The sequence below is a fragment of the Microbacterium sp. 01T413_2 genome (assembly GCF_056398985.1).
Genome location: NZ_JBFTQL010000012.1, coordinates 11360 through 25214, shown reverse-complemented (window position 1 = coordinate 25214; position 13855 = coordinate 11360). Strand labels below are relative to the sequence as shown.

Sequence of the window (13855 nt, the reverse complement as noted above, 5' to 3'; positions counted from 1 at the left end):
GACCTACCATGAAGACATCCCCGAAACCTCACGAGAGGATCCTCATGGTCGACGCCGCCCTTCGGACGAACGCCGCGAACAGCGCTGACAACAGCTCGGACGACTCCACGTCGCGCATCGACGTCGACGCGGTCGGCGACCTGCTGCTGGGCACCTGGGCGGACACCCGCCGCGAAGCGCGCGAGATGATCAAGGACCCCGCGTTCTGGCGCGATGACTCGCTCGGCAAGGACGAGCACCGCGAGCGTGTGCTGAGCCAGATGCACCTCCTGGTGCAGAACAAGGCCGTGCACCGCGCCTTCCCGAAGCGCCTCGGCGGCGAGGAGAACAACGGCGGCAACATCGCCGGGTTCGAGGAGCTGGTGTCCGCCGACCCCAGCCTGCAGATCAAGTCGGGTGTGCAGTGGGGCCTGTTCGGATCCGCGGTGCTGCAGCTCGGCACCGCCGAGCACCACGACGCGTGGCTCCCGGGCATCATGAGCCTCGAGATCCCTGGCGCCTTCGCGATGACCGAGATCGGGCACGGATCCGACGTCGCCTCGATCGGCACCACGGCGACCTACGACCCGGCGACTGAGGAATTCGTGATCAACACGCCGTTCCGTGCGGCGACCAAGGAGTTCCTCGGCAACGCGGCGCTGCACGGCATCGCCGCGACCGTGTTCGCACAGCTGATCACGAACGGCGTGAACCATGGCGTGCACTGCTTCTACGTGCCGCTGCGCGGCGAGGATGGAGTGGATCTGCCCGGCATCGGCCGCGAGGACGACGGCCTCAAGGGCGGCCTGAACGGCATCGACAACGGCCGGCTCAGCTTCGACCACGTGCGGATCCCGCGCACCAACCTGCTGAACCGCTACGGCGACGTCGCGGCCGACGGCACCTACTCCAGCGCCATCGACAGCCCCGGCCGCCGCTTCTTCACGATGCTCGGCACACTGGTGCAGGGCCGCGTCTCGCTCGACGGCGCCGCTTCGTGGGCCTCGGCGCTCGGCCTGGACATCGCGATCACCTACGCCACCCAGCGCCGCCAGTTCAACGGCGCCAGCGGCGAGGAGACCACGCTGCTCGACTACGGCAAGCACCAGCGCCGCCTGCTGCCGCGCCTCGCGACCACCTACGCGCAGCTGTTCGCGCACGACGAGTTCCTGCAGAAGTTCGACGGGGTCTTCTCCGGGCGCACCGACACCCCGCAGGACCGCGAGGACCTGGAGACCCTGGCCGCGGCGCTCAAGCCGCTGTCGACCTGGCACGCCCTGGACACCCTGCAGGAATGCCGCGAGGCCTGCGGCGGCGCCGGCTTCATGTTCGAGAACCGCTTCGTGGGGCTGCGCGCCGACCTCGACATCTACGTCACCTTCGAGGGCGACAACAACATCCTGCTGCAGCTCGTCGGCAAGCGCCTGCTCACCGACTTCGCCCGGCAGTTCAAGGGCGCCGACGCCAAGACGCTCGCGAAGTACGCCGTCGGCCAGACCGCGGGCCGGGTGTTCCACGGCGCGGGGCTCCGCCAGTTCGGGCAGGCCGTCGCGGATCTCGGATCCACGGCCCGCTCGGTCGAGAACGGCCTGCGCGCCGAGCAGCAGCACGAGCTGCTCACCGACCGCGTSCAGCAGATGGTSGCCGACATCGCCGGSCGKCTGCGTGCGGCCGGCAAGGACAAGGTGCTCGGCGAGAAGCTGTTCAACGAGAACCAGGCMGAGCTCATCGAGGCGGCCAGGGCGCACGGCGAGCTGCTGCAGTGGGAGGCGTTCACCGACGCTCTGGGCCGCATCGAGGATGAGGACAGCAAGGCGGTGCTCACCTGGCTGCGTGACCTGTTCGGCCTGCAGCTCGTCGAGAAGCACCTCGCCTGGTACCTCATCAACGGCCGCCTCTCAGCACAGCGCGCGGCCTCGGTCTCCCGCTACATCGACCGGCTCTGCGCACGCCTGCGTCCGCACGCGCTCGACCTGGTGAACGCGTTCGGCTACGAGCCCGAGCACCTGCGCGCCCCCCTCGCCTCCGGCGCTGAGCAGATCCGCCAGGACGAGGCCCGCGCGTACTACGCCGAGCTCAAGGCCTCGGGCGAGGCGCCCGTCGACGAGAAGGCGCTGAAGAAGGCGCGCCAGCTGTAAGCCCGGCGCACGCAGAAGAGGTCCGGATCCCGGGAGGGGAACCGGACCTCTTCGCATGACTTCTCGGCGTCAGGCCCCAGCGACGCGCTGCGCCAGGTGGTCCGCGAGCGGAGCGTCGGTGCCGAGCACCACGCGCACGGTCGCGCCGTCGTGGTCGCGGACGCCCTGGCGCTGGCCGCGCAGGTCGAACACGGTCTGACCGCGGCCGGGGCCGCCGGTCGTGTCGACCACGGCGGGAACCGCGGGCGCGACCGTGGGGAGCACGTGGCCGACCGCGATCGCCGCAGCAAGCGGGTCATGCAGGGCGCTGCACCGGCGGCCGTAGGTCGCGCGGTAGAACTCCATGTAGAAGTCGAGCATCGCGGCGACGGCGCGCGCGACGGGGGATCCGGATGCGGCGAGCTGCTCGCGGTGCGACTCCTCGAACACGTTCTCCATGGTCACGTCCAGCGGCACGACCACGACCGGCCAGCCCGCAGCGAACACCGTGTCGGCGGCCTCGGGATCGTTGCCGATGTTCGCCTCGGCGACCGCGGTGATGTTGCCCGGTACGAGCGCCGCCCCGCCCATGAGCGTGACCCGGGCAACACGGGAGGGAAGGGTCGGATCCTGCTCGAGGGCGGCGGCGAGGTTGGTCAGCGGGCCGACCGCGAGCACCTCCAGGGATCCGGCGTGTTCGTGCGAGAGCCGGATGAGCAGCTCCGCCGCCGTGACGTCCTCGACTGCGCGGGCGGGTTCGGGCAGGGCCACTCCGCCGACGCCGTCGTCGCCGTGTACGTGCGGCGCCCCGCCGTCGTACTCGTGGGTGAGGAAGTCGTGCCGCCCCACAGCCACCGGAACATCGTCGCGCTCGGCGAGGGCGAGCAGGCCCAGGGTGTTGCGCGCCGCCTGCGCGGCGGTGGTGTTGCCGCTGACCGTGCCGATGCCGCGGAGCGCGATCTCGGGCGACGCCAGCAGATACGCCAGGGCGAGCGAGTCGTCGATGCCGGTGTCGCAGTCGAAGTACAGCGGGGCAGGGGTGTCGGTCATCGGATCCTCCTCGGGATGCGGATGCGGGGCGGGTGGAGAGAGTCAGTCGGTCTTGGCGATCAGGAACAGGCTCGCGACGAGGGCGAGCACGCTGATCCCCACCGAGATCCACAGTGCCAGGACGACGTTGCCGGACACGACGAACGGCGCAACGATCGCGATGCCGAGGCTCGCTCCGAAGCCGAACGCGGCGCCGTTCATGCTCGGCAGGATCGCCGGAGCCTCGCTCGGCGACTGCAGCACTCCGAGGCCGTTCGCGGTGGTGAGCACGACCCCGTTGTAGGCGACTCCGAGCACCGTGAACATGGCGAACACCGTCCACGGGCTGAACGGGAACAGCGCGACCACGACGAGCGCCGCGATCGAGAGCACCAGGCCGATCCGCAGCATCGGGATCCACCCGAAGCGGCCCGCGAGCCAACCCGAGAGCGGGGCGGCGGCGAGGCCGATCAGCGCTGGTGGGGTGAGGTACAGCAGGGCGGAGGTCGATGCGTTCAGGCCGTAGCCGACGGTCTGGTTCTGGCTGAGGATCACGATCGTGAAGTTGATCACGGCGAACACGCTCGACAGGGTCAGCACGGTGACGGCGAGCACCGGCCACACCTCGCGCGAGCGCAGGTGCTGCACGGCGACGAGCGGGGTAAGGCGGCGCTTCTCGATGGCGACAAAGGCGAGCAGCGCCACGACGGTGCCGGCGAGGAAGAGCAGCGTGAGCGGGGCGAGCCAGCCCTGGCGGGATCCGGTCGAGACGAAGTAGGTGAGGCAGATCAGGCCGAGCGAGAGCGCGCCAGCGCCCCACCAGTCCATGCGCCCCGTCGAAGACGGCTCGCCATCGCGCGGCACGGCGAGGGCGACGCACGCGATCGCGACCACGGCGACCACCAGGATCACGACGAACAGCGAACGGAATCCGAAGGCGTCGGCGAGGAGGCCTCCGATCCAGCCGTCCACTCCGCCCACGCCGCCGTTGATCGCGGTGAGGATCCCGAGCACGGTCGGGAAGACGGCCGCCGGGAGGGTCTCGGCGAGGATCACGTAGGAGATCTGGAACGCGGCGCTGGAGGCTCCCTGCAGCACCCGGCCCAGCAGCAGCACCGGCAGGTTCGGCGAGACAAGGCAGAGCACCGTGCCGAGCACGATGAGCGCGAGCACGATCAGCAGTGCGCGCTTGCGGCCGATGAAGTCGCTCCAGCGCGCCAGCACGATCCCGCCGACGGCGCCGGCGAGGAAGAACAGCGAGGACACCTGCGAGACGGCGTCCATCGGTGCACCCAGTTGCTTCGCGATGTCGGGCAGGGCGGGGCTGATCATGCTCGAGTTCAGCTGGAACGCGACGACCGTGAGGATCAGGGTCGCCACGAGCAGGACGGATCGGCCGCCGCGGATCGGCTCCGGACGGTCGAGCGCCGCAGGCGCGGGAGAGAGCTGCACAGTGACTCCTTTGTCGGGGCGAGGGCTCGGTGTGGTCGACCCTCAGGTTATATGATGTTATACCTCTCAGGTAGAACATCTGCAAGCGTGACAGGTTCATGCTTGAATGAACGGCGAGCACGGCCCGATCGCGGCCGGAGACGCGCGGTGGAGGAGATCCGATGACGGACGTCGAACAGTTCCTGGCCCGGCCGCTGACCGCCCCGGTGGGCCAGCCGCTGCGCGTCGCCGTGTACTCGCGCTTGGCCGACGGCATCAGGTCCGGCGTCTTCTCCCTGGGGTCGGCGCTGCCACGGGAGACCGAGCTCTGCGTATCACTCGGGGTGTCGCGCACGGTCGTCCGCGAGGCCCTCATGCTGCTCGAGGAGGACGGCCTCATCACCACCCGGCGCGGAATCGGCCGCTTCGTCGCGGAGGACCTGCCCAGGGTCGGCCTGGAAGAGCTGCGACCCCTCGAGGCAGCGCTCGCCGAGGGCGGCGAGGACATCAGCGTCCGCCAGCTCGAGTTCGTCGTGCAGCCCACCACCGACTACGTGTCGGGGCACCTTGGTCTCGACGACGCGGCGAACACCTGGTTCCGCGAGAGCGTGATCGAGCGAGGCGGCGAGCCGATCGCGATCCTGCAGGAGCACCTGCCCGCGGGCCGCTATCTCACCGACGCGAGTCCGCAGATCGCGGCCGTCGTCGAAGAGGCGGCGGCGGATCCGTCGAGCCTCATGACCGCCCTCGCCGCGCGCGGTGCCGTCTTCGGATCCGGCGTATGCGGGATCACCGTGAACGTGGTGGGCCGCTCGCGCGGCGCGCTGCTGGGGCTCAAGCCCGGCGATCCCGTGCTCATCCTCACGCAGACCGCCTCGACCGGCAGCGTCCCCGTCTACCTCGCCAAGTGCATCGTGTCAGGCAGGGCCGGCATGCTGTCGGTCGTGCAGACCGCGCAGTGACCGGGCGCCCCCTCCTCGCGATCCTCGCCCTTCCGGAACTGGAGTCCTCATGACCGCGCCTCTCGCGCTCGCCGTCGTCGGCAGCATCAACGTCGATCTCACGGCCCGTACGGCCCGCCTCCCGGAGCCGGGCGAGACCATCGGCGGAGGGCGGCTGTCCCGCGAGGCCGGAGGGAAGGGGGCCAATCAGGCCGCTGCGGCCGCGCGCCTCGGCGCCGCGGTGCGGATGGTCGGCGCGGTCGGCCCCGATGCCGACGGCGCCTGGATGATCGACGAGCTGGCCGCGGCCGGCGTCGACACGAACGCTGTGCGCCGCGGGGAGGAGTCCACCGGAGTGGCGCTCATCGTCGTGGACGCGGCGGGCGAGAACCAGATCGCCGTGTGCGAGGGCGCCAACGGCGAGGTGAGCCTGGACGGTGTCGTCTTCGGATCCGACGAGGCGGTGCTCGCGCAGCTGGAGATCTCGATGGACGTGATCGTCGCGCTCTCCGCGGCCGCACGCGGGTACCTCGCCGTCAATGCGGCTCCGGCGCTCGAACTCCCCGCCGCCGTGATCGGGCGTGCCGACCTCATCATCGTGAACGAGACCGAGTACGCGCTGCTGCCCGCGCTGCGCACCGCCCGCCGAGTCGCCGTGACCTATGGCGGCGAGGGCGCGAAGCTGTTCGAGCGCGGTGAGCTCGTCGCCGAGGCGCCCGCGGTGAAGACCACGGTCGTGAACAGTGTCGGCGCCGGCGATGCGTTCTGCGCCGCCCTCACGATCGGGCTCGCCTCCGGCGTCGACCCGCAGCGCGCCCTGTCGGCGGCCTGCGCGGTGGGTGCCGCTGCCGTCGCGGATCCGCGGTCGCAGCCGCTGCTCGCCGCACTCGGGGAGTACCTGCCTGCGGAGTGAGTCCGAGTGTCGGCGCCCGCGCCTACCCTGGATCCATGACGACGCCCCTCGCCGATGACCGTCCGCGCTGCGCATGGGCGGGGGACGACCCCGAGTACCGCCGCTACCACGACGAGGAATGGGGCCGGCCGCTGCACGGCGACCGCGCGCTGTTCGAGAAGATGTCGCTGGAGGGGTTCCAGGCGGGGCTGAGCTGGATCACGATCCTGCGTAAGCGCCCGCGGTTCCGTGAGGTGTTCGCGGGCTTCGATCCCGCCGTGGTCGCCGATTTCGGTGAGGATGACATCGCCCGGCTCATGGCCGACGCCGGCATCATCCGTAATCGCGCGAAGATCGAGGCGACGATCGGCAACGCTGCCCTCGTGCGGGAGATGGCCGACGGCGAACTCGACGCGCTGATGTGGTCGTTCGCCCCGTCCGCCGCCCGCGCGCGCCCTCGGCTCATGTCCGAGATCCCCGCCGTGACCCCCGAGTCGGAGGCGATGAGCAAGACCCTCCGCAAGCGCGGGTTCCGCTTCGTCGGCCCCACCACGATGTACGCGCTCATGCAGTCGGCCGGCATGGTCGACGACCACCTCGAGGGGTGCTGGCGCGCGGCATGAGAGCCGCTGCCGCGGCGCGGGTCAGGAAGCGGGATCCGCTGCAGCGTCCGGCTTGCGGTACGCCTGGCGCATGTGGTCGCTGGTGAGGAAGTCGGCGACGCCGATCATGATGAGACTGAACACGATCTGCTCGGTCACCATCCAGGCCGGATACAGTCCGGGGATCGCCGCCATCACGAGCGTGATGACCGGGAAGATCTGGGCGAACAGCCGCAGCCGCTGATACGCCCAGCGCCATCCCAGCGCCGCGCGCCAGGCGAAGTAGAAGAGTGTGACGGTCATCGCGAGCACGATGAGCGCGCGCATCCACACGGCGAACGGCACCGCGCCGATCGAGCCCGCCTGCGCGGCGATCACGACGGCGACGATGACCGCGGCGATGCCGATGAGCAGCTCCACGGCGAGCAGCCAGAACACCCAGCGGAACGCGCGGACCGTGCGGTGATGGTCGCGGTCCGATTCGACGATCTTCTCGTGCGCGTTGCGGCCGCCGGCCAAGCGGTCCACGCGCAGCAGCAGCGGCTCCACGCGGCGCAGCACAGGGTCGAGGAACATGCCTCGAGCGTACGGTCCCGGCCTATGCGGACAGCCGGATCCAGGCCTGTCGGCGAGGAAATCGATCGAAGGATGGATGGGGATTCCTCCCCATCGCGCCTCCCAGGATCCCGACATACACTCTTACAGTCCCCTGACAGTTACGCATGGGACAGCTGTGCTTGACGTTCGGGGGGAAAACCGTGGTGAAGTCGTTCGCGTGGTTGCGGATGCGACCGAAGACCCTCGCGTCCGCCGCCGGAGTGACCGCCGCGGCGGTCGCCGTCGCCGGCATGGCGTTCGCCTACGAGGGCAATCCCACCGCCGAGGTCGATCTGCACGACGGCGGCGTCTGGCTCACCAAGACCTCCAGTCTGCTGGTCGGCCACTTCAACAACGAGTCCCGCGTGCTCGACGGCGGCCTGCGCACCGGCAGTGAGAACTACGACGTGCTGCAGTCCGGCGGCACCGTGCTCGTCGACGACCGCTCCGCCTCCACTCTGACCAGCATCGACCCGGCGCGCGTCGTGCTCAGCGACGCCGTGCTCATCCCCGGTGGAGCGAAGTCGGTGCTCGGCGGCACCACCGTCGCGATCCTCGACCCCAAAGAGGGCAAGCTCTGGGTGCGCGCAGCCTCGTCCCTGAGCGGGTTCAAGGCCGCAGGCACGAAGCCCTCCGCCACTCTCGGCGCCGGCGCCGACGTCACCGTGGGCAAGGACGGCACGGTCTACGCCGTCTCCGCCAAGGACCGCAGCATCGTCACCGTGCACGTCGACGGGCAGGGCGACGCGCAGCCGCCGTCCACTGAGAAGATCGACCTGGCAGACAAGGCGAAGCCCACGATCACCGTCGTCGGCAGCACCCCCGTCGTGCTCGACGCCGACGCCAAGACCGTGTTCGCGGGCGGGCACCGCACCGAGCTCAGCGGCTCCGAGGTGAAGAACCTCGATGCCGCCGTGTTGCAGCAGCCGTCGGCCGAGAACGGCTCCGCGGTGCTCGCGACCGCCGACGCCCTGATCTCCGTGCCGCTGGACGGATCCGCGCCCTCGGTGCAGGATGCCGGCGGCACCGGGGCTCCCGCGGCGCCCGTCTTCCTGAACGGCTGCACCTACGGTGCCTGGGGCGGATCCGCGAAGTTCGTCCGCGACTGCATCGGATCCGGCAATGATCTGACCTCCTCGATCGAGGGCGCAGAGAGCAGCACCACCCTCGTGTTCCGCGTCAACCGCGACGTCGTCGTGCTGAACGACACCGCGAGCGGTGCGGCCTGGATGGCCACCGACAACCTGCAGCGCGTGGACAACTGGCAGGACATCGTGCCGCCGGAGGGCGACACCGAGAAGCAGGACGAGACCAGCGACGACCAGGTCGAGACGACGCTGCCCAAGCGCACGCCCGAGAACACGGTGCCGATCGCGCACGACGACGACTTCGGCGTGCGCCCCGGCCGCACCACGCTGCTGCCCGTGCTCKACAACGACACGGACGCCGACGGTGACGTGCTGGTCGCCTCGCTCGCGCAGGAGCAGCCGTCGCTCGGCGATGTGCAGCCCATCAACAACGGCGGGGCCCTGCAGATCGCGGTGCCCGACAGCGCGACGGGATCCGCGTCGTTCCAGTACCAGGCCGACGACGGCCGCGGCGGCAAGGCCACGGCGAACGTCGCGGTCAGCGTGCACGACTGGAGCGTGAACGCCGCCCCCAAGCAGAAGCGCACGCCCGGCCTGCTCGTCGAGGCGGGCGGTGCGGTCACCTACAACGCGCTGCCCGACTGGATCGACCCCGATGGCGATGACGTGTACCTGAAGGAAGTCGAAGCCGCCCCGGGCGACGAGGTGGATTACACGCCGGACGGCCAGCTCACCTACCGGGCCGTCGCCAGCCTGCCCGGCCGCAAGGAGATCCGGATCCAGGTCGCCGACGCGATGGGAGAGCTCACCAGCGGCGTCATCCGCCTCGACATCCGGCCGGCCGGCACCACGGCGCCGAAGACCAACGCCGACCACTACCAGACCCGTGCCGGCGAGCAGGTCACGGTGTCGCCGCTGCTGAACGACTCCAGCTCCGGCAAGGAGCAGCTGCGCCTCACCCGGGTCGACGAGACGCCGGGCGCCGTGATCACGCCGAACTTCGGCGAGGGCACCTTCACGTTCCAGGCGGAGCTGCCCGGCACCTATTACATGCAGTACCTGGTGAGTRCCGGCCCGAATGCGGTGCCGGGCCTCGTCCGCGTCGATGTGCTGGACAAGACCGCCGAGGCGGCGCCGCCGATCGCGGTGCGCGACGTCGCCCTGCTGCCGAGCGGCGGCGACGTGCTCGTGGGCGTGCTGAACAACGACGAGGACCCCGCCGGCGGCATCCTCGTCGTGCAGTCGGTCACCGTTCCCCCGCACAGCGGCGTGGCGGTGTCGGTGCTGAACCATGAGACGCTGCGGATCACGGATCAGGGCAACCTCGACCAGGAGGTGCGGATCAAGTACCGCATCTCGAACGGATCCAAGTCCGCCGACGGCGACGTGATCGTGATCCCGATCCCGGCACCCGCCAAGCTGGATCCGCCGACCGCGAACGACGACACGGCTGTCGTGCGCGCCGGTGACGTCGTGACGATCCCCGTGCTGGACAACGACAAGCACGCGCCCGGCACGACCCTGCACGTGGCGCCGAAGCTGATCGAGCCGCTGGTCGATCCGAAATTCGGCGAGGCGTTCGTGTCGCAGGACACCGTGCGCTTCCGCGCCGGTGACACCCCGCGCACCGTTTACGCGACCTACGAGGCGGTGGACTCGAACGGACAGAAGGCCGCCGGGTACATCACGATCCAGGTCCTGCCCGTGGACGAGAAGACCAACACCGCGCCCCGCCCGCACGACCTCACCGTGCGCGCACTGAGCGGCACCAGCGTGCGCATCGCCGTGCCGCTGGACGGCCTGGACTCCGAGGGCGACTCGGTCGAGCTCGTGGGTCTCGACTCCGCGCCGAAGCAGGGCAAGGTCACCGAGGTCGGTGCGAACTTCCTCACCTACCAGGCCTTCGACAAGGCCAGCGGCATCGACAGCTTCACGTACAAGGTGCGCGACCGGCTCGGCAAGGAGGCGACCGCGACGGTCCGCGTCGGCATCGCTCCCGGGGCGAACATCAACCAGGCCCCGTACGCCGTGAAGGACTCGATCGTCATGCGGCCCGGTCGCACGGTCGCCGTGGCCGTGCTGACGAACGACTCGGATCCCGACGGCGACACGATCGGCCTGGTCAAGAACGGCATCGAGACCGCCGCGGGCGTCGATGGGCTGAAGGCCACCGTCTCCGGTGACCGCGTGCTCATCACTGCGCCGAACCGGGCGCTGCAGACTTCGGTGCAGTACACCGTGGCCGACTCGAAGGGTGCGACGGCCACCGCGCCGGTGCAGATCACGGTCGCCGAGGACGTGCCGCTCGTGGCGCCGATCGCGCGCGACGATCGCATCCAGGCCTCCGACGTGAAGGGCGAGAGCCTGCAGGTCGAGGTGCCGGTGCTGGACAACGACGAGGATCCGGACGGCACGGTCGACGCCCTGAAGCTCGGCGTCTCCGACGCCACCGCGAAGGTGCTCCCGAACCGCAAGATCCAGGTCACCGTCACGGACAAGCGCCAGCTGGTGCAGTACTCGATCACCGATCAGGACGATCAGACCGCCTCGGCGTTCATCTTCGTGCCTGCGCTCTCCGAGCTCGCGCCGGCCCTCCGCTCGACCAAGCCGGTCGAGGTSAAGAGCGGCGAGACCATCGASMTCCCGCTCTCGAAGTACGTCGCCGTCGCCGGCGGCGGAGAGGTGCGGATCACCGAGGCAGGCAAGGTCAGTGCCGTCAACAGCAACGGCTCCCCGCTGCTGAAGGACGAGCACACCCTCGTGTACACCTCGAAGCAGGGCTACTTCGGTGACGACGCACTGACCTTCGAGGTGACCGACGGCACCGGCCCCGACGACCCCAAGGGRCGCAAGRSCACGCTSAGCCTGCCGATCAMGGTGCTGCCGCCGGACAACCAGCCGCCCGCGTTCACCAACGCGCAGGTGTCGGTCGCACCGGGTGAGGAGGCGCAGAAGGTCGACCTCGCKGCGCTGACSAAGGATCCGGATCCGGGCGACGCGAAGAAGATCAGCTACAAGATCACGAAGCAGCCGGAGAACGGCATCAAGGCGAACCTGGACGGTTCGACCCTGAAGGTCGAGGCCGACTCGTCCACTGCCAAGGGCAGCGGTTCGACGGTGCAGCTGAGCATCACCGACGGCAAGTCGGAACCGGTCACCGGCACGGTCTCCGTGACGGTCGCCGCGTCCACCCGCCCGCTGCCGGTCGCGAACGAGGACACGGTGCCGCAGGCCGATCAGGGCAAGTCGGTCACGATCCCCGTGCTGGAGAACGACGTCAACCCGTTCCCGGACAAGCCGCTGAAGATCCGCTCCGTSAGCGTGCAGACSGGKRACGCGAACGCSTCCGTGCAGGGCGACAAGATCGTGGTCACGCCCGACGCCAAGTTCGTCGGGCAGGTCGTAGCGACCTACCGGGTGCAGGACGCGACGAAGGATCCGGACCGCGAGGTCGACGGCCGCATCATCGTCACGGTGCAGGGTGTTCCCGACGCACCGGGCGCTCCGCAGGTGACCAGCGTGCAGGACCGCACCGTGGTGCTGAACTGGAGCCCGCCGTCGAACAACGGCGCCGAGATCACCGGCTACACCGTGCGTGCGTCGAGCGGCGGCAGCTACACCAAGCAGTGCGCGTCGACGACGTGCACGCTGGACGGGCTGACGAACAACGTCGAGTACACGTTCGCGGTGACCGCCACGAACCGTGTGGGCGAGGGCAAGCCGTCGCCGACGTCGGCCGTGGCGCGTCCGGACGCCCGTCCGGACACCCCGAACCCGCCGACGCTGAAGTTCGGCGACAAGTCGCTGGACGTGTCGTGGACCACGCCGACGACCCCGGGATCCCCGGTGTCGTCGTACAACCTGGAGATCTCGCCCGCTCCGCCCAGCGGCGTGGCGACGAAGACCGGCGTCACGGGCAACAGCCTGAAGTGGGACGGACTGGAGAACGGCGCGAACTACCAGGTCCGCGTGCAGGCCGTGAACCGCGCCCCGGAGCCCTCGAGCTGGTCGGGCTGGTCCGCCTCGGAGATCCCGGCAGGCCCGCCGACGGCGCCCGGCACCCCGCAGGCGCAGAGCGCGCCGTCGGTGGGCAGCCAGTCGCAGATGACCGTGACCTGGACCGCCGCCGGCCCCAACGGCGACGCGATCTCGAGCTACGACCTGCAGGTGCTCCGCGGGGGATCGCTCGTGAACACCGTCAAGGTCGCCGGCACTCTGAACTCCCAGACAGTGACCGTGGACAACTCTTCCTCGGACTACACCTTCCAGGTGCGCGGTAACAACAAGGCCGGCGCGGGCGCCTGGTCTGGTGCGTCGAGCCCACGGCGCGCGTTCGGAACCCCAGGCCCCGTCACGATCACCTCCGCCAAGGAGGGTGACAACAACATCGCGGTGAGCTACCCACCGGCCGACGGCAACGGTGCGAGCGGGTCCGAGGTCCACTACGAGTACTCGACGGGTGGCGGATGGAGCCGCAACTGGGACGGCACGAACATCCCGGCGGCGAACAACGGCACATACACGGTGTCGGTGCGCGCGTACTCCGTGGTCGGCGGTCAGGAGTCCCAGCCGGGCGCCGCGGGCTCGAAGGGCGGGCTGCAGCCCTATGGCCCGGTGKGAAATCCGGGCGCCCGGGCCGTCAACAACGGCCAGAGCGTGACGCTGAGCTGGTCCGCCCCGGCGCGGAACGGACGCGACGTCTCCATCAAGATCAGCGTCGACGGCGGCGGCTGGCAATCCGCGGCGGACAATGGCTCGACCACTGTCGGCAACGGCTATGACCAGACGCACTCGATCAAGGTGCAGGCCTTCGACACAGCTGGGCAGTCCTCGAACATCGCCCAGGACTCCGCCAAGACCGACAGCCCGCCGCCGCCGCGCGTCTGGGTCACCCAGGGTGCCGCCGCCGGCAGCAACTGCGTGAACGGCTGCCGCCTGATGGTCGTGAACTGGCAGAACCTGAAGATCGGCAGTTACAACGTGACCTGCCACTCCAGCGTGGACGGCCAGATCGGCGGCAACCACACCGTCAACTTCGACGGCTCGGGCAGCCAGCAGCTCTCCTGCTGGAAGGGCCGCGACGGCGTGGACGTCTGGGTCGACATCGTGGGCTGGGGCGACGGCGTGGACACCGAGAAGAGCTTCTGGCCGAAACCGTAGCCGGGCGCCGTCCCGGCCA

General features: G+C 69.9%; 8 protein-coding genes. 5 read left to right on the top strand and 3 right to left on the bottom strand.

The window, feature by feature from the left end:
- The first annotated feature begins 44 nt into the window (after positions 1-44).
- Positions 45-2117, top strand: a complete 2073-nt coding sequence (locus AC1DMN_RS08510) for an acyl-CoA dehydrogenase family protein (protein WP_441977327.1) — start codon at positions 45-47, stop codon at positions 2115-2117.
- A gap of 69 nt (positions 2118-2186) precedes the next feature.
- On the opposite strand, the gene AC1DMN_RS08505 is transcribed toward AC1DMN_RS08510, so the two are convergent.
- Together AC1DMN_RS08505 and AC1DMN_RS08500 are read right to left on the bottom strand one after the other, a co-directional pair.
- Positions 2187-3146 carry a nucleoside hydrolase gene (locus tag AC1DMN_RS08505; protein ID WP_477229729.1) on the bottom strand — a complete coding sequence of 320 codons (960 nt, stop codon included), beginning with the start codon at positions 3144-3146 and terminating at the stop codon, positions 2187-2189.
- Between the two features lie 42 nt (positions 3147-3188).
- Entirely contained in the window at positions 3189-4577 is a 1389-nt protein-coding gene (locus AC1DMN_RS08500; protein WP_440733153.1) for an MFS transporter, read from the bottom strand.
- Between the two features lie 161 nt (positions 4578-4738).
- Here AC1DMN_RS08500 and AC1DMN_RS08495 point away from each other — a divergent pair, with 161 nt between their 5' ends.
- The 3 genes from AC1DMN_RS08495 to AC1DMN_RS08485 are packed head-to-tail and all read left to right on the top strand — an operon-like array spanning position 4739 to position 7012.
- Positions 4739-5518 carry a GntR family transcriptional regulator gene (locus AC1DMN_RS08495; RefSeq protein WP_477229728.1) on the top strand — a complete coding sequence of 260 codons (780 nt, stop codon included), beginning with the start codon at positions 4739-4741 and terminating at the stop codon, positions 5516-5518.
- A 49-nt stretch (positions 5519-5567) separates the two neighbouring features.
- Positions 5568-6410 carry a PfkB family carbohydrate kinase gene (locus AC1DMN_RS08490; RefSeq protein WP_477229727.1) on the top strand — a complete coding sequence of 281 codons (843 nt, stop codon included), beginning with the start codon at positions 5568-5570 and terminating at the stop codon, positions 6408-6410.
- A 35-nt stretch (positions 6411-6445) separates the two neighbouring features.
- A complete protein-coding gene (locus AC1DMN_RS08485) occupies positions 6446-7012 on the top strand; it encodes a DNA-3-methyladenine glycosylase I (RefSeq protein WP_440733156.1) in 567 nt (188 codons plus the stop codon).
- A 21-nt stretch (positions 7013-7033) separates the two neighbouring features.
- On the opposite strand, the gene AC1DMN_RS08480 is transcribed toward AC1DMN_RS08485, so the two are convergent.
- The gene (locus AC1DMN_RS08480; protein WP_441977324.1) at positions 7034-7567 is read right to left on the bottom strand and encodes a hypothetical protein; all 534 of its coding nucleotides are present in this window, start codon (positions 7565-7567) and stop codon (positions 7034-7036) included.
- 182 nt (positions 7568-7749) lie between these two features.
- Here AC1DMN_RS08480 and AC1DMN_RS08475 point away from each other — a divergent pair, with 182 nt between their 5' ends.
- Positions 7750-13836: an Ig-like domain-containing protein gene (locus AC1DMN_RS08475; protein WP_477384092.1), complete on the top strand. Its 6087-nt coding sequence runs from the start codon at positions 7750-7752 to the stop codon at positions 13834-13836.
- The last annotated feature ends 19 nt before the right edge of the window (positions 13837-13855 follow it).